The organism is Streptomyces sp. NPDC040410, assembly GCF_055595715.1.
Genome location: NZ_JBVIVK010000010.1, coordinates 106,651 through 122,126 on the forward strand (window position 1 = coordinate 106,651; position 15,476 = coordinate 122,126).

The 15,476-nt window shown below is 70.3% G+C and carries 14 protein-coding genes, 1 tRNA gene and 1 pseudogene; 10 read left to right on the forward strand and 6 right to left on the reverse strand.

Annotated features, from left to right (window positions below; all coding sequences use genetic code 11):
• Positions 1 to 31: 31 nt before the first annotated feature.
• On the reverse strand, positions 32 to 1,591 hold the full coding sequence (locus ACZ562_RS20860; RefSeq protein WP_471181114.1) for a potassium/proton antiporter: 1,560 nt from the start codon (positions 1,589 to 1,591) through the stop codon (positions 32 to 34).
• 216 nt (positions 1,592 to 1,807) lie between these two features.
• Between ACZ562_RS20860 and ACZ562_RS20865 the strand changes: the two genes are divergently transcribed.
• Positions 1,808 to 4,615, forward strand: a complete 2,808-nt coding sequence (locus ACZ562_RS20865; RefSeq protein WP_471181117.1) for a penicillin acylase family protein — start codon at positions 1,808 to 1,810, stop codon at positions 4,613 to 4,615.
• A gap of 53 nt (positions 4,616 to 4,668) precedes the next feature.
• Here the strand turns inward: ACZ562_RS20865 and ACZ562_RS20870 are convergent, their stop codons facing one another.
• Positions 4,669 to 5,259, reverse strand: coding sequence for a 5-formyltetrahydrofolate cyclo-ligase (locus tag ACZ562_RS20870; RefSeq protein WP_471181120.1), 591 nt, complete (start codon positions 5,257 to 5,259; stop codon positions 4,669 to 4,671).
• 131 nt (positions 5,260 to 5,390) lie between these two features.
• Between ACZ562_RS20870 and galU the strand changes: the two genes are divergently transcribed.
• The 7 genes from galU (at position 5,391) to ACZ562_RS20905 (ending at position 11,049) form a co-directional block, all read left to right on the forward strand.
• Entirely contained in the window at positions 5,391 to 6,293 is a 903-nt protein-coding gene (gene galU, locus ACZ562_RS20875; protein ID WP_471181123.1) for a UTP--glucose-1-phosphate uridylyltransferase GalU, read from the forward strand.
• A gap of 5 nt (positions 6,294 to 6,298) precedes the next feature.
• On the forward strand, positions 6,299 to 7,621 hold the full coding sequence (gene glp, locus ACZ562_RS20880; RefSeq protein ID WP_471181126.1) for a molybdotransferase-like divisome protein Glp: 1,323 nt from the start codon (positions 6,299 to 6,301) through the stop codon (positions 7,619 to 7,621).
• A 130-nt stretch (positions 7,622 to 7,751) separates the two neighbouring features.
• A complete protein-coding gene (gene moaC / locus ACZ562_RS20885) occupies positions 7,752 to 8,264 on the forward strand; it encodes a cyclic pyranopterin monophosphate synthase MoaC (protein ID WP_471181129.1) in 513 nt (170 codons plus the stop codon).
• The gene (locus ACZ562_RS20890) at positions 8,261 to 8,776 is read left to right on the forward strand and encodes a MogA/MoaB family molybdenum cofactor biosynthesis protein (protein WP_471181132.1); all 516 of its coding nucleotides are present in this window, start codon (positions 8,261 to 8,263) and stop codon (positions 8,774 to 8,776) included. The genes moaC and ACZ562_RS20890 overlap by 4 nt, the downstream gene beginning before the upstream one ends.
• Before the next feature lie 20 nt (positions 8,777 to 8,796).
• Positions 8,797 to 9,411, forward strand: a complete 615-nt coding sequence (locus tag ACZ562_RS20895; protein ID WP_471181135.1) for a GNAT family N-acetyltransferase — start codon at positions 8,797 to 8,799, stop codon at positions 9,409 to 9,411.
• 183 nt (positions 9,412 to 9,594) lie between these two features.
• On the forward strand, positions 9,595 to 10,884 hold the full coding sequence (gene sepX / locus ACZ562_RS20900) for a divisome protein SepX/GlpR (RefSeq protein ID WP_471181138.1): 1,290 nt from the start codon (positions 9,595 to 9,597) through the stop codon (positions 10,882 to 10,884).
• Positions 10,885 to 10,975: 91 nt separating this feature from the next.
• A tRNA-Ala gene (locus ACZ562_RS20905) sits at positions 10,976 to 11,049 on the forward strand.
• A 72-nt stretch (positions 11,050 to 11,121) separates the two neighbouring features.
• On the opposite strand, the gene ACZ562_RS20910 is transcribed toward ACZ562_RS20905, so the two are convergent.
• Both ACZ562_RS20910 and ACZ562_RS20915 read right to left on the reverse strand, forming a co-directional pair.
• Positions 11,122 to 11,406 (reverse strand): hypothetical protein, encoded by a 285-nt coding sequence (locus ACZ562_RS20910; protein WP_471181140.1) that lies wholly within the window; start codon positions 11,404 to 11,406, stop codon positions 11,122 to 11,124.
• Between the two features lie 28 nt (positions 11,407 to 11,434).
• A pseudogene (locus ACZ562_RS20915) lies at positions 11,435 to 11,680 on the reverse strand (transposase domain-containing protein); the annotation flags it as partial.
• Positions 11,681 to 11,836: 156 nt separating this feature from the next.
• On the opposite strand from ACZ562_RS20915, the gene ACZ562_RS20920 reads away from it, so the two are divergent.
• Positions 11,837 to 12,907 carry a beta-propeller fold lactonase family protein gene (locus tag ACZ562_RS20920; RefSeq protein ID WP_471181142.1) on the forward strand — a complete coding sequence of 357 codons (1,071 nt, stop codon included), beginning with the start codon at positions 11,837 to 11,839 and terminating at the stop codon, positions 12,905 to 12,907.
• 271 nt (positions 12,908 to 13,178) lie between these two features.
• Here ACZ562_RS20920 and ACZ562_RS20925 read toward each other — a convergent pair whose 3' ends face one another.
• Positions 13,179 to 13,655, reverse strand: coding sequence for a GNAT family N-acetyltransferase (locus ACZ562_RS20925; protein WP_471181145.1), 477 nt, complete (start codon positions 13,653 to 13,655; stop codon positions 13,179 to 13,181).
• An 86-nt stretch (positions 13,656 to 13,741) separates the two neighbouring features.
• Between ACZ562_RS20925 and ACZ562_RS20930 the strand changes: the two genes are divergently transcribed.
• The gene (locus ACZ562_RS20930; protein WP_471181148.1) at positions 13,742 to 14,545 is read left to right on the forward strand and encodes an exodeoxyribonuclease III; all 804 of its coding nucleotides are present in this window, start codon (positions 13,742 to 13,744) and stop codon (positions 14,543 to 14,545) included.
• A gap of 253 nt (positions 14,546 to 14,798) precedes the next feature.
• On the opposite strand, the gene ACZ562_RS20935 is transcribed toward ACZ562_RS20930, so the two are convergent.
• The gene (locus tag ACZ562_RS20935) at positions 14,799 to 15,419 is read right to left on the reverse strand and encodes a MerR family transcriptional regulator (protein WP_471181535.1); all 621 of its coding nucleotides are present in this window, start codon (positions 15,417 to 15,419) and stop codon (positions 14,799 to 14,801) included.
• Between the last annotated feature and the right edge of the window lie 57 nt (positions 15,420 to 15,476).

Consider the following 15,476-nt stretch of genomic DNA (forward strand, 5'->3'; position numbering starts at 1 on the left):
GGCGGGGGTGTGAACCGCGCGAAACACGCCCTCAACGACCAGTGGTGTCACCGTTCGTGCCCAGCCAGCCGGCCAGCTTGCCGCCGTGGCCCACGGCGCGCAGCCGTCGCTCCGCCGCGTCCCGGACGGGATCCGTTGCGACCACGAGCAGCTCGTCCCCGCGGCGCAGCACCGTCGTCGGCAGCGGAACGAAGGATTTTCCGTCGCGGACGACCAGGGTGACGGCGGCCCCGGCCGGCAGCCGCAGCTCGTTGACCTCCACGCCGTGCATCTTCGACCCCTCCGGGATCGCGACGGACAGCAGATGCCCGCGCAGCCGCTCCAGGGGCGCCGACTCGATGCCCAGGTCGGCGGCCTCCGGGTCCTTGCCCAGGTGCAGTGTGCGGGCGAGCCAGGGCAGCGTCGGCCCCTGGACCAGGGTGTAGACGACGACCAGGATGAAGACGATGTTGAAGATCCGGCGGCTGGCGTCGACGCCCGCCACCATCGGGATCGTGGCCAGGATGATGGGGACGGCGCCGCGCAGCCCGGCCCAGGACATGAGGGTCTGCTCCTGCCACGGCACCCGGAACGGCGTCAGGCAGACCACGACGCTGAGCGGGCGCGCCACCATCGTCAGCACCAGCCCGATGACGAGCCCTGGCCATACGTCGTCGCCCAGTTCGTGTGGGGTGACCAGCAGGCCGAGCAGGACGAACATGCCGATCTGGGCGATCCAGCCGAGCCCGTCGGCGAAGCCGCGGGTGGCGGGCCAGTGGGGCAGCTTCGCGTTGCCCATGACCATCGAGGCGAGGTAGACGGCCAGGAAGCCGCTGCCGTGCGCCAGCGCGCCCGCGGCGTACGCCGTGACCGCGATCGCCATGACCGCGATCGGGTACAGGCCGGAGGCCGGCAGTGCCACATGCCTGAGCCCCCAGGAGCCCAGCCAGCCCACCGCGAGACCGATGGCGGCGCCGATGGCCAGCTCGAGCGCGATCTCGCCGATCAGCACGTACCAGTGCTCTACCGGGCCGGCCTGGGAGAAGGCGACCACCAGGATGACCACGGGAGCGTCGTTGAAGCCGGACTCGGCCTCCAGCGTGCCCGTCACGCGCGCGGGGAGGGGGATCTTGCGCAGCACGGAGAAGACCGCCGCCGCGTCCGTCGAGGAGACGACCGCCCCGATGATGAGCGCCTGACGCCATTCGAGGCCGATCAGGTAGTGGGCGGCCGTGGCGGTGACCCCGACGCTCACCGCGACACCGACCAGCGCCAGCGCGGAGGCGGCCGGCAGGGCCGGCTCGATCTCCTTCCACTTCGTGCCGAGGCCGCCCTCGGCCAGGATCACGACGAGGGCCGCGTATCCGATGACCTGGGTCAGTTCGGCGTTGTTGAAGTGGATGTCGCCGATGCCGTCCTGGCCCATGGCGATGCCGATCCCCAGGTAGACGAGCAGGCTGGGGAGCCCGCTGCGCGAGGAGATCCGGACCGCTGCCACGGCGACGAGCAGGACGAGCGAGCAGACGAGCAGAAGCTGGTTGAGGTGGTGGACAGTCAGCGGCCGTTCCCTTCCCTGGCTCCTCGCGCATCCCGCGCGGAAGCTCGTGTACATCCGACACGAAGCCGAGAGACTCCGCACCCGAGTACTTTGTTACCTTACCTAACTCTTGACGATTTCTTGACGCTTGCGGTGCGAGACCGAACGCCCGTCCGTGCCGGTTGCCCACTCCGAGTCAAGCCGCACCGGGCCCTGCGCCTATGGTTGCTCCAGCGCCAATTCAAAAGGACAGCCCGCCCTGCCGCTCGCGTTAGGACAGCAAGGACAGCGATGCCCCCGAACACCACCGCCTCATCGGGTCAGAAGCCCGGCAAGTCCGGCAGGAAGAAGGGGCGCAAAGCCCGTTTGATCGTGCTTGTCCTGGTACTGGCCATCGTCGGTGGCTGCGCCTACGGGGCTTACTGGTCGATCAGCACCGTCCGCGCCTCCTTTCCCCAGACCAAGGGTTCGATCACGCTGGAGGGCCTGTCGGGGCCCGTCGACGTGAAGCGTGACGGCTACGGCATCCCGCAGGTCTACGCGTCCTCCGACGAGGACCTGTTCATGGCGCAGGGCTACGTTCAGGCGCAGGACCGGTTCTACGAGATGGACGTGCGCCGCCACATGACCTCCGGGCGTCTGTCGGAGATGTTCGGCAAGAGCCAGGTCGACAACGACGAGTTCCTGCGCACCCTGGGCTGGGACCGGGTCGCCGAGCAGGAGTACGAGACCAAACTGTCGGCCTCCACCAAGAAGTACCTCCAGGCGTACGCCAAGGGGGTCAACGCCTACCTGGAGGGCAAGGAGGGCGAGGACATCTCCCTGGAGTACGCGGCCCTCGGTTTCAGCTACGACTACAAGCCCGAGGACTGGACGCCGGTCGACTCGGTCTCCTGGCTGAAGGCGATGGCCTGGGACCTGCGCGGCAACATGCAGGACGAGATCGACCGCGCCCTGCTGACCAGCCGCCTGGGCCCCAAGCAGATCGCGGACCTGTACCCGCAGTACCCGTACAGCCGCAATGGCGCGATCGTCCAGGAGGGCCAGTACGACGACCTCACCGGGACGTTCGAGCAACACGACGCGGCAGACGCGTCTGCCGGGACTGCCGGCGGGACGTCCACGGGCGGCGCCTCGGGCACGTCGACGGGCACCGGCACGGGCACGGGGACCGGCACGGGCGCCGGCTCCGGCACGTCGGCCCTGCAGAGCCAGCTGTCCGGGCTCTACAAGGTCCTGGACGACGTCCCCGCGGCCGTCGGCGTGAACGGCAACGGCATCGGTTCCAACTCGTGGGTCGTCGCCGGGAAGTACACCATCAGCGGCAAGCCGCTCCTGGCCAACGACCCGCACCTGGCGGCCTCGCTGCCGTCCGTCTGGTACCAGATGGGCCTGCACTGCCGCACCGTCTCCAGCAAGTGCCAGTACGACGTCACCGGCTACACCTTCGCGGGCATGCCCGGTGTGATCATCGGCCACAACCAGAACATCGCCTGGGGCATGACCAACTCCTGGGCCGACGTCACCGACCTCTATCTGGAGAAGCTCAGCGGCGAGGGCTACCTGTACGACGGCAAGGTGAAGCCGTTCACCTCCCGGGACGAGACCATCAAGGTCGCCGGCGGGGCGTCCAAGAAGATCGTCGTCCGTGCGACCAACAACGGGCCGCTGCTGTCCGACCGTGACGACGAGCTCGTGAAGGTCGGCAAGAAGGCCACCGTCGACACCGCGGCGCCCGACCGGGGCGACGGCTACGGCATCGCGCTGAAGTGGACCGCGCTGGAGCCGGGCACCTCCATGGACGCCGTCTTCGCGCTGGACAGGGCGGCCGACTGGAACGCCTTCCGCGCGGCGGCCCGGCTGTTCGACGTGCCCTCGCAGAACCTGGTCTACGCCGACACCAAGGACGACATCGGCTACACGCTGCCCGGAAAGATCCCCACGCGCGCGAAGGGCCACGACGGCTCGATCCCGGCGCCGGGCTGGGACTCCGCGTACGCGTGGACCGGCTACATCGACCAGGACGACCTGCCGTACGAGTACAACCCGAAGCGCGGCTACATCGTCGCCGCCAACCAGGCCGTCGTCGACAAGGACAAGTACCCCTACACCCTTACGGCCGACTGGGGCTACGGCACCCGCAGCCAGCGGATCGCCGACCTGATCGAGCAGAAGATCGACGGCGGCGGCAAGATCTCCACCGACGACATGCGCCAGATGCAGCTCGACAACAGCAGTGAGATCGCCAAGCTGCTCGTGCCAGGGCTGCTGAAGATCGACACCGGGGACAAGGACGTCCGCGAGGCGCAGAAGCTCCTTGAGGGCTGGGACTACACCCAGGACGCCGACTCGGCGGCGGCCGCGTACTTCAACTCGGTCTGGCGCAACATCCTCAAGCTCGCCTTCGGCAACAAGCTGCCCAAGGAGCTGCGGGTGAAGGGTCAGTGCCTGTGGGTCGACCCCGTCAACACCACCGGGCCCGTGGACGAGACGGAGAAGGTGCGTGAGTGCGGCCAGCGCGACGCCGACCAGGCGCAGCCCGACGGCGGCGACCGCTGGTTCGAGGTGGTGCGCAGCCTGATGGACGACGAGAACAGCGACTGGTGGCAGACGCCCAAGAACGGCAACCGCCCCCGCGCGACCGACCGCGACAAGCTGTTCAAGCGCGCGATGATCGACGCCCGTTGGGAGCTGACCGCCAAGCTCGGCAAGGACATCGACACCTGGAGCTGGGGCCGGCTGCACCGCCTGTTCCTGAAGAACCAGACTCTGGGCACGAGCGGCCCCGGCTATCTGCAGTACGTCCTCAACCGCGGCCCGTGGAAGCTCAGCGGCGGTGAGGCGGCGGTCAACGCGGCCGGCTGGAACGCGGCCGGCGGCTACGGGGTCGTATGGGTGCCGTCGATGCGGATGGTGGTCAACCTCGACGATCTCGACAAGTCGAAGTGGATCAACCTGACCGGCGCCTCCGGACACGCCTACAGCGCCCACTACACCGACCAGACCGGCAAGTGGGTCCAGGGCGAACTGCTGGACTGGTCCTTCTCGGACAAGGCGGTCGACGACGGCACGAGCGACACGCTGGTGCTGAAGCCCTGAGGACCATGAGGCGGGGCCCGCACGCATGCGTGTGCAGGCCCCGTTCGCAGCGCTCAGCGAGGCGCATCGGCTCCGAACCGGCGCACGAGGGACGGTGTGACCACCGCCTGCACCGGCTGGTCGTGCGCCTCCTCCGGCACCCGCTCGACGACCTCGGAGTCGTACAGCAGCACCACCAGCGCGGGGCTGGCGCCCGCCTGCTCCAGTCGGGTGAGCACCCGGTCGTACGATCCCCCGCCGCGCCCCAGACGCATGCCGCGCGCGTCGACCGCGAGGCCGGGCAGCAGGACGACGTCGGCCGCGGTCACGGCGTCCGGACCGAGGCGCTCGCCGGCCGGCTCGAAGAGGGCCATCTTTCCGCCGTGTTGGACCCGCGCGAGAGAGCCCTCCCCGGTGTAGGCGCCCCAGTCCAGGTCGTTGTCGGGCAGGAGCGCGGGAAGCAGGACGCGCACGCCCCGCGCGCGCAGCGCGTCCAGCAGCGCGAGCGTTCCGGGCTCGCTGCCCACGGAGACGTACGCCGCCACCGTGCGCGCGTGCTCCAGTTCGGGCAGTTCCAGTGCCCGCTCGGCCAGCGCGGCGGCCGCCTCCCGTACGTCATCCGCCGTCAACGTGTTCCTCACCGCGAGGAACTCTCGCCGCAACATTCGCTTGTCAGGCTCGGCCGGACGTCCGAAGTGACTCAAAGCTGCTCCCGTACCCATCCATTGCGCTCATATGAGAGCTAATTAACCGGACCGACAGATTCCCTGCAAAGGCACCGGATAAAGTTGCGGGCATGACCCAGTCGCACCCCAGGATCAGTAAGGCTGTCATCCCCGCAGCAGGCCTCGGCACCCGGTTCCTGCCGGCCACCAAGGCCACTCCCAAGGAGATGCTGCCGGTCGTCGACAAGCCGGCGATCCAGTACGTGGTCGAGGAGGCCGTGGCAGCCGGCCTCGACGACGTCCTCATGATCACGGGCCGCAACAAGCGGCCTCTCGAGGACCACTTCGACCGCAACTACGAGCTCGAGTCCGCCCTGGAGAAGAAGGGCGACGGCGAGCGGCTCGCCAAGGTCCAGGAGTCCAGCGACCTCGCGACCATGCACTACGTGCGTCAGGGCGACCCCAGGGGTCTCGGTCACGCCGTCCTGTGCGCGGCCCCCCACGTCGGGAACGAGCCCTTCGCCGTTCTGCTGGGCGACGACCTGATCGACCCGCGCGACCCGCTGCTCGCGCGCATGGTCGAGGTCCAGGAGCAGCGCGGCGGCAGCGTCGTCGCGCTCATGGAGGTCGCGCCCGAGCAGATCCACCTCTACGGGTGCGCGGCCGTGGAGCCCACCCCGGACGGCGACGTCGTCAAGGTGACCGGCCTGGTCGAGAAGCCGGACGCGGCGGACGCCCCGTCCACCTACGCGATCATCGGCCGCTACGTCCTCGACCCCGGCATCTTCGACATACTGCGCAAGACCGAGCCGGGCCGCGGCGGCGAGATCCAGCTCACCGACGCCCTCCAGCAGCTCGCCGACGACGAGAAGGTCGGTGGCCCCGTGCACGGTGTCGTCTTCAAGGGCCGCCGCTATGACACCGGCGACCGTGGCGACTACCTGCGTGCCATTGTGAGACTCGCATGCGAACGTGAAGACCTGGGCCCGGAGTTCCGGACCTGGCTTCGCAGTTACGTAGCCGAGGAGATGTAGCAACGTTGAGCAGCGCCGCGCCCCCCACCGCCGGTCAGGACCACCTCTGGTCGGTGGACGAACATCTGGAGGACATCCTCGCGACCGTCCGCCCCCTCGAACCCATCGAGCTGCAACTGCTCGACGCCCAGGGCTGCGTCCTGGTCGAGGAGGTCACGGTGCCGGTGTCCCTGCCGCCGTTCGACAACAGCTCCATGGACGGGTACGCGGTGCGGATCGCGGATGTCGCGGGCGCGAGCGAGGAGTTCCCCGCCGTCCTGGAAGTCGTCGGGGACGTCGCGGCGGGCCAGGCCGAGCCGCTCCACGTGGGCCCCGGCCAGACCGCCCGGATCATGACCGGAGCCCCGCTGCCGCCCGGCGCCGAGGCCGTCGTCCCGGTGGAGTGGACCGACGGGGGCCTCGGCGAGGGCCCGGTGACCGGGATGCGTGCCCGCGCCCTGGCCCCCGAGGGCGCCGAGGGGCACGTGCGCGTGTACCGGCCGGCCGAAGCACGCGCGCACGTGCGCGCGAAGGGCAGCGACGTGAGGGCGGGAGACCGCGCCCTGGCCGCGGGCACGGTCCTCGGCCCGCCGCAGATCGCCCTGCTCGCCGCGATCGGCCGCGGCACGGTCCGCGTGCGTCCGCGCCCGCGCGTGGTCGTGATGTCCACCGGCACCGAACTCGTCCAGCCCGGCGAGGAACTGGGCAGCGGTCAGATCTACGACTCCAACAGCTTCGCCCTCACCGCGGCCGCCCGCGACGCCGGCGCCATCGCCTACCGCGTGGGCGCCGTCGCCGACGACGCCGAGACCCTCCGGTCCACCATCGAGGACCAGCTCGTCCGGGCCGACCTCATGGTCACGACGGGCGGCGTGAGCGTGGGGGCGTACGACGTCGTCAAGGAGGCGCTGTCGTACGTCGGCGACGAGGACGAGGCGGGCAGCGGCATCGAGTTCCGCACGCTCGCCATGCAGCCCGGCAAGCCCCAGGGCTTCGGCTCCATCGGCCCCGACCACACGCCGCTGCTCGCGCTCCCCGGCAACCCCGTGTCGTCGTACGTCTCCTTCGAGCTGTTCGTGCGCCCCGCGATCCGTGCCCTGATGGGGCTCGACGACGTCCACCGGCCGACGACCCGGGCGACCCTGAGAGCGGACAAGGCGCTGACCTCGCCGAAGGGGCGCAGGCAGTTCCTGCGCGGGACGTACGCCGACGGCGCGGTCACCCCGGTCGGCGGTGCCGGATCCCACCTGGTCGCGGCCCTCGCGCAGGCGGACGCGCTGATCGTCGTCCCCGAGGACGCCGAGTCGGTCGAGCCCGGCACCGAGGTCGAGGTCGTCCTGCTGGGCTGAGCGCAGCCGCGCGTGCCCGTTCGCACCGCGGTCCTGCTCCGTTGCGGGCCGCGACTTGGGGGTAGCGTGTCGCGCACAACAGGCCCGCGCGCCGCACCGGGGCGGGCCCGGACCGGGAGCGCCACACACCATGACTGTGCCTTCCCGGGGGGAGACCCCCGGACCCCCTGTGCAGGACCGACTGACGCACATCGACGACGCGGGCGCGGCCCGGATGGTCGACGTGTCCGGGAAGGACGTCACCGCGCGCACCGCCCGCGCCAGCGGCCGCGTCCTGGTCTCGTCCCGCGTGGTGGAGCTGCTCCGCGGCGAGGGGGTCCCCAAGGGAGACGCCCTGGCCACCGCGCGGATCGCGGGCATCATGGGCGCCAAACGCACCCCGGATCTGATTCCGCTGTGCCACCCGTTGTCGGTGTCCGGTGTGAAACTGGATCTGTCGGTCGCGGACGACGCCGTGGAGATCTCGGCCACGGTGAAGACGACGGACCGCACGGGCGTCGAGATGGAGGCCCTCACAGCGGTCTCCGTCGCCGCGCTCACCGTGATCGACATGGTCAAGGCGGTCGACAAGGGAGCGGTCATCACGGACGTGCGGGTGGAGGAGAAGACGGGCGGCAAGTCGGGCGACTGGAGCCGGGCATGAGCGCGGGGGCGTACCGCGCGCTGGTCGTGACGGCCTCCAACCGCGCCGCGGCGGGTGTGTACGAGGACAAGGGCGGCCCGCTGATCGCCAAGGGCCTCGGCGGCTTCGGATTCTCCGTCGACGGGCCGCAGGTCGTCCCGGACGGCGACCCGGTGAAGGCTGCCCTGCTCGCCGGTGTCGAGGCCGGTTACGACGTTGTCGTGACCACCGGCGGCACCGGGATCTCGCCCACCGACCGCACGCCCGAGGCGACCCGTGAGGTGATCGACTACGAGGTGCCGGGCATTGCGGAGGCCATCAGGGCGTTCGGCAGGGAGAAGGTGCCCACCGCGGCGCTCTCCCGGGGTCTGGCCGGGGTGGCGCGGCGGACGCTGATCGTCAACCTGCCGGGTTCCACCGGCGGGGTGAAGGACGGCCTGGCCGTCCTGGAGCCCCTGCTGGTGCACGCCGTCGACCAGATCCGCGGCGGCGACCACCCCAGACCCGGCGGCGGTACTGGGGGTGCGAGCTGAACAGCCCGTCCTGGCCCGTCGTGCTGGCGGACGGCGATGTCGTCCTCCGGCCGATAAAGCTGCGCGACCAGCGGGCGTGGCGCGAGGTCAACCGGCGCAACCGGGAGTGGCTGCGTCCCTGGGAGGCGACCATTCCGCCGCCCACGCCGACCGGGCCGATCGTGCACCGGCCCACGTACCGCCAGATGGTCAGGCACCTGCGGTCCGAGGCGAACGCGGGGCGGATGCTGCCGTTCGTCATCGAGTACCAGGGGCGGCTGGTCGGGCAGTTGACGGTGGCCGGGATCACCTGGGGCTCGATGTGCTCGGGGCACGTCGGTTACTGGGTGGACGAGGCGGTGGCCGGCCGCGGCGTGATGCCGACGGCCGTGGCGCTCGCCGTGGACCACTGTTTCCGGACCGTCGGCCTGCACCGCATCGAGGTCTGCATTCGCCCCGAGAACGGGCCCAGCCGCCGGGTCGTTGAGAAACTCGGATTCCGCGAGGAGGGGCTCAGGCCCCGTTATCTCCACATCGACGGTGCCTGGCGCGACCACCTCGTCTTCGCACTCACCTCGGAAGAGGTGCCGGACGGTTTGCTGCGGCGCTGGCACGGGGCACGATCCCGGAGCGCGCCCCACGACAATCCCGCATAGCCCGGTAAATTGAATAAATGTTCGAATTGATCGACGGATGACCGTCTGGGGGCGCTGAATTCGCACCTCGGTGGCCTACTGATCGCATCGGTCGCAAAAAAAGCTCGAAATATCAGCCAGATCGTGCGACACACCGGCTCAATTGGCGGATGGCCTCACGCAAATCCCTCTACCGTGTGAGGCGTGAGCAGCAGCGGCCTCATCTACGCAGTCATTGTCGGGGCCTGGGCCGCCTACTTGGTGCCGATGTGGCTCCGTAGGCAGGACGAGCTGAACGAGGCCCGTCCGACGGAACGCTTCAGCACAGCCATCCGGTTGCTGTCCGGACGGGCGGGGATGGAGCGCCGGTACGCCAAGGACCTGCGGGCGCGCTCCACCGACGAGGGGGAGTCCAGCGCCGTGGACCCGGGGACCACCGATTCGGTGGACGTCCGGGCCTTCGCCATGCCTCCGACCCGCCCGCAGACGCACGCGGCGGTCGAGCCGCAGGCCGCGGGGCGGGCGGAACAGGCACGCGAACAGGTACGGGACCAGGTGCGGGACCAGGTACGGGGCCAGGTACGGGACCAGGTACGGGGCCAGGTACGGGACCAGGTACGGGACCAGGTACGGGAACAGGCGCAGGGCCAGGTACGGGAACCGCAGCGGAAGCGGGTGCCCGCTGCCCGGCGTGCGGACGCCGGTGCGGAGGCGGCCGCCGCGCGGGCCCGGCGTACGAAGGTGCTCGCGCGCCGTCGGCGCACCACAGTGGTGCTCTTCCTCGCCTTCACGCTCGGCGCGGTCGTCGCCGCGGTCGGGGGCCTCGCGTTCCTCTGGGCGCCCGGCGTGCCGGCCGTGCTGCTCAGCGCGTACATCGCGCATCTGCGCGCAAAGGAACGCCGCCGCTTCGCCTACCAGATGGACCGGCGCCGGGCCGAGGCCGCGGCACAGCGGCTGCGGGAGCGCGCGCGGCAGCCGCGTCGACGGGCGTCCACGGACACCGGCGTGGATGTGGCCGAGCCGGACGAGGGACCCGAGCCGGAGGCGGATCCCGGGCTGTCGGCGCTCGCCGCGGACCGTCGGGCCCTCGTCGAGCAGACCGACCACGCCGAGTGGGTCGACCAGCAGCGCGAGCGGCAGGCCGGGCCGGGGAGCGGGGACAGCTGGGACCCGGTGCCGGTGCCGTTGCCGACGTACGTGACCGCGCCGGTCGCTCCGCGGGCCACCGCGGACGTGGATCTGGGGGCGCCGGACACATGGAGCTCGGCGCGGTCGAGCCCGGTGGCACCGGAGCACGAGCAGGAGCAGGAAGCGGAGCCCGGCGCGTGCGACGGGGGAGTGGAGGAGTCGTCCCCCGCGGAGGGCAGGCCGGCGGCGGACGGTCGCAGTGACGCCCGTCGCGCCGCCTCCGCCCGCCGTGCCCGAGAGCGCGGCCGCACGCCGCTCTTCGACCAGTACGAGGACGGGGACCGGCCGCGCGCGGCCAACGAGTAGAGGCCCGCCGCTCTCCGGAGCATGGCCGTGACCAGCCGGGAACGGATTTCCAAGCACCCGGACGGGGATGCTAGAGTTTCACTCGTTGCAAGGGCCTGTGGCGCAGTCCGGTAGCGCACCTCGTTCGCATCGAGGGGGCCAGGGGTTCAAATCCCCTCAGGTCCACGCAGCTCAAAGCCCCTACCAGGGATATCTGGTGGGGGCTTTGGCATGCCGTACAGCAGCGAAGTACAGCGACTACCTCCGATCTTGCTTCCCAAGGTGCTTGCCGAGCTTGCGCGGTGCCCTGCGAGTCGACTCTGACGGGACGTGCGTGCAGACCTCCATCGTCACCGCGATCTTGCTGTGCCGAAGGGTCTGCATAGCGACGCGGGGGTCCACGTCGAGCGCGGCGAGCAGGGAGCCGTACTCGAACGGCGTGCCGCAGCGTGTGGTGAACACAGAGTCCGAGTCGGTCCACAACTCGCCGGCGGCTTGCTTCACCAGCTCCTGTTCCTTCCTGCGGAGTTGGAGCGCGGTCACGCAGATCTGCGTGACGTGGCTTCACCCCTAACCGCTGCCGGGCCTGCCGCAAGGCTGCCGCCGACGGATCAGTCACCCTCCCGCGCGGCCACCTCGCCGCCCAGACCCAGCGATAACCGCACTCCCCGAACAAGCCCAGGGCCGGCACGAAATACACCACCACCCGGGTCTGCCGCAGCCGGACCCGACGCTCCACACAGCCCGCCGCCTGGACCGCCTCGTCCACCAACGACGGCGGAACCCACCGCGTCAACGCCCCTGAATGACCCGGCAACCGGAGCCGACCTCTGACGTGGAGGGCGCTCTACCAGCCAACCCGGTGATCTCGGCCATCCGTTCGGTCGAGCCTGCCTGGCTGGGCTCCGAGCTGGCTCAAGGATGCGGTCAGTGGCCAACGGGCCCAGACGTGGCAGCCCAGTAGGAGATGCGCATGCAGACCACCCGCAACAAGTACAGCGCTGTTCCCGATGGACAGCCGAATCACAGATCGAGGCAGGCACGACGTGGGCGGCAAGCATGGATCGCAGGCGCACTGACCGCACTGTGCACCGCGCTGCTGCCCGGCATCACCCCGCCCGCCTCAGCAACCCCGGACCCGCAGCGGCAGGCCGACCCTGCCTACGTGGTCAACACCCTCGCCGACACCGTGTCGGTGATCGACACCAACTCCAACCGTGTTGTCGGCTCCCCCATCCCCGTCGGTGACCGCCCGTTCGACGTGGCCGTGGACCTGCCCCGTGCTCGTGCCTATGTGACCAACCAGAACGACGACACGGTGTCGGTGATCAACACCAACACGAACCAGGTGGTCGGGTCCCCCATCCCCGTGGGCAACGGCCCGAACGGGGTCGCGGTGGACGTGACCCGCGCTCGCGCCTACGTAGCCAACGACTTCGACGGCACCGTGTCGGTGATCAACACCAACACCAACCAGGTGGTCGGGTCCCCCATCCTTGTCGGCAGTACCCCGGTCGGGGTGGCGGTGGACCCGCCCCGTGCCCGCGCCTACGTGACCAACGAAGGAAGCAACACCGTGTCGGTGATCGACACCAACACGAACCAGGCGGTCGGGACCATCCCGGTCGGCGGCGACCCGGCAGAGGTCGCAGTGGACACCGCCCGTGCCCGCGCCTACGTCGCCAACAACGGCAGCGACAACGTGTCGGTGATCGACACCACCAGCGACCAGGTCATCGGGATCATCGGCGTCGGCGACGGCCCGTACGCGGTGGCGGTGGACCCGCGCAACCCCCGCGCCTACGTGGCCAACTTCAACGCCGACACGGTGTCGGTGATCGACACCATCGCCAACCAGGTGGTCGGGTCCCCCATCCCCGTCGGCAACGGCCCGAACGGGGTGGCAGTGGATCCGCGCCGCGACCGCGCCTACGTGACCAACCTCTTCGCCGACACCGTGTCGGTGATCAACACCAGGAACAACCGAGTCACCGGGAACCCCATCCCCGTCGGCGACGGCCCAGTCGGAATCGTCGCCTTCTAGGCCATCGAGGGGCGATGTGCCAAGGGTGTCCGTGCCCCACCCAGTCGTGCCCGAACCAGCGGGGAGCCACGGGAAACGCGACCACCCACAGGCAGTGCCCGACACAACGGCCCCCGTCGTCCTCCGCGACGACACCGACTTCGTGACCTCGGCCCGATTCACGGTCGGGCGGAGCCGGCGCAACGTGCGTGACGGTCCCCGCACCTGGTGCCGCGTGACCGCCGCGTCGAGCGGCGTGAGCCAGGAACCCCCTCCCTGCGGGGAGGGGGACTCAAAGCCGCTTCGCGAAGCAGCGGCTGTCCTCGTACAAGCGGTAGTAGCCGAACTTGCCGCATGGCTCGTAACCGCTCGAGGCGTACAGCGCGATCGCCTCCGGCTGTTTCGTGCCGGTCTCCAGAACCATGCGCGTGCGGCCGGCGGCGCGGGCGTCCTCCTCCAGCGCGGCCAGGACACGGCGGGCCAGACCCCGGCCGCGCGCCTGCTCTATGACGAACATCCGCTTGAGCTCGGCGTCCCCGTCGAGGTTGCCCTCGTCGTTCGCGTCCTGGGTGCGCCAGCCGCCTGTGGCGACGGGGGTCTCGCTCTCGTCGTACACGATCAGGTAGACGCCGTTCGGCGGGGCGAAGTCCGACGGGTCCAGGGGGGTGGCGTCGCCGCCGTCGCCGTAGCGGACGTGGTACTCGGCCTGGACCTGGTCGTTCAGCTTGACGGCGTCGGGGTGGTCGAACGTGACACGACGGATATTCATGCTACCTACCGTATACGAATGCAGTGCCCGGGGTCTGGCCCCCATCCAGAACAGGACCTCGTCCAGTGTGCCGGTATCGTGCCCGGGTGCTCACTGTGACCTCCGTCAATGTGAACGGACTGCGCGCCGCCGCCAAGAAGGGCTTCGTGGAGTGGCTCTCCGCCACCTCCGCCGACGTGCTCTGCCTCCAGGAGGTGCGCGCCGAGCCGCACCAGCTGCCCGAACAGGTCCGCACGCCCGAGGGCTGGCACGTCGTCCACGCCCCCGCCGCCGCCAAGGGTCGCGCCGGCGTCTCCCTCTTCTCGCGCCGCGAGCCCGACCACGTCCAGGTCGGTTTCGGCTCGTCCGACTTCGACACCACCGGACGCTATGTCGAGGCCGACCTGCCGGGCGTCACGGTCGCCTCCCTCTACCTCCCTTCCGGCGAGGCCGGCACCGACCGCCAGGACGAGAAGGTCCGCTTCATGGCGGAGTTCCTCGCCTACCTCAAGGACCTGCGCGAACGCGCCGCAGCCGACGGCCGCGAGGTGGTCGTGTGCGGCGACTGGAACATCGCCCACCAGCAGGCCGACCTCAAGAACTGGCGCGCCAACCAGAAGAACTCCGGCTTCCTGCCCGAGGAGCGGGCGTGGCTGACCCGGGTCTTCGATCCGGCGGACGGGGGCTATGTGGACGTGGTGCGTTCGCTGCACCCCGAGGTGGAGGGGCCGTACACGTGGTGGTCGTACCGGGGGCGGGCCTTCGACAACGATTCAGGGTGGAGGATCGACCTCCACGTCTCGACCCCCGGCCTGGCCGCCAAGGCCGTCAAGGGCTTCGTCGAGCGCGCGGCCACCCACGAGGAACGCTGGTCGGACCACGCGCCGGTGACTGTCGTCTACGACCTCTAGGCCTGGCCCAGCCGCGACACGGCCCACCTCGCCCCGTTCGCTCCGACGCTCACGCCCTTCCGGCCGTTCGTCCCGGCCCCGTAGCCCCAGACACCCGCAAACCGGTTGGCGGCCTGGACGGCCCGCCGTGACGGATACGCCTCGCAGCGTCGCCGACGGCGCAGCTCCAGATCGCTCACCACTCCGCGATCAGATCCAGCACGCACCTGACCCCGCGGGGCCCGCCCTCCGGGCGGACGGCGACGGCAGGACCTCAGTCCTGTTTCCTCATCCGCCGGTCCAGCGCCAGTGAGAGTTCCGCCGCGACCACGCTCTGTGCCAGCGGGCGCAGGCGCTGGAGGTCCTCCTCGGGGGCGTGCCGCAGGATCACGTCGGCGAAGAGTTCCGCCAGGGCGTCCGCGTGTTCACGTACGCGTCTGCCCGCTTCCAGGACGTCCGCGAGGGGGATGCCTTCGCGGACCAGGGCCGAGGAGACGTCCAGGAGGCGGTGGCTGATGTGGACGATCTCCTCGCCGTCGGTGCCGAGGTAGCCGAGTTCCAGTGCGGCGGCGAGGTTCTCGGGGGTGACCTCGCCGGCGAAGCGGTCGGCGAGTTCCTCGGGGGTGAGGCGGACCGGGGTCTCCTCGGTGGGGGTGTCCATGCCGAGCAGGTCGGCGACGTCCCGGCCGTGGTCGAAGGCCTCGGCCAGTTCGGCGATGCCGTTCAGGGTGTGGCCGCGTTCCAGGAGCGCCGAGATGGTCCGCAGGCGGGCCAGGTGGTGGTCGTCGTACCAGGCGATACGGCCCTCCCGCCGGGGCGGCGGGATCAGTTTGCGTTCGCGGTAGAAGCGCAGGGTGCGCACCGTGATGCCGGCCAGCCGGGCCAGCTCCTCCATGCGGTACTCGCGTCGTCCACCGTCTCCTGCCACGTCGGAAGCCTATGTCGTACCGCC

Excerpts from the sequence above, each read along its gene's own strand:
- ACZ562_RS20920 (WP_471181142.1), top strand. The coding sequence starts at position 11,837 with ATGCAGACCACCCGCAACAAGTACAGCGCTGTTCCCGATGGACAGCCG.
- ACZ562_RS20870 (WP_471181120.1), bottom strand. The coding sequence starts at position 5,259 with ATGTTGCGGCGAGAGTTCCTCGCGGTGAGGAACACGTTGACGGCGGAT.
- ACZ562_RS20865 (WP_471181117.1), top strand. The coding sequence starts at position 1,808 with ATGCCCCCGAACACCACCGCCTCATCGGGTCAGAAGCCCGGCAAGTCC.
- ACZ562_RS20935 (WP_471181535.1), bottom strand. The coding sequence starts at position 15,419 with ATGGAGGAGCTGGCCCGGCTGGCCGGCATCACGGTGCGCACCCTGCGC.
- ACZ562_RS20890 (WP_471181132.1), top strand. The coding sequence starts at position 8,261 with ATGAGCGCGGGGGCGTACCGCGCGCTGGTCGTGACGGCCTCCAACCGC.
- galU (WP_471181123.1), top strand. The coding sequence starts at position 5,391 with ATGACCCAGTCGCACCCCAGGATCAGTAAGGCTGTCATCCCCGCAGCA.
- ACZ562_RS20925 (WP_471181145.1), bottom strand. The coding sequence starts at position 13,655 with ATGAATATCCGTCGTGTCACGTTCGACCACCCCGACGCCGTCAAGCTG.
- ACZ562_RS20860 (WP_471181114.1), bottom strand. The coding sequence starts at position 1,591 with ATGTACACGAGCTTCCGCGCGGGATGCGCGAGGAGCCAGGGAAGGGAA.
- moaC (WP_471181129.1), top strand. The coding sequence starts at position 7,752 with ATGACTGTGCCTTCCCGGGGGGAGACCCCCGGACCCCCTGTGCAGGAC.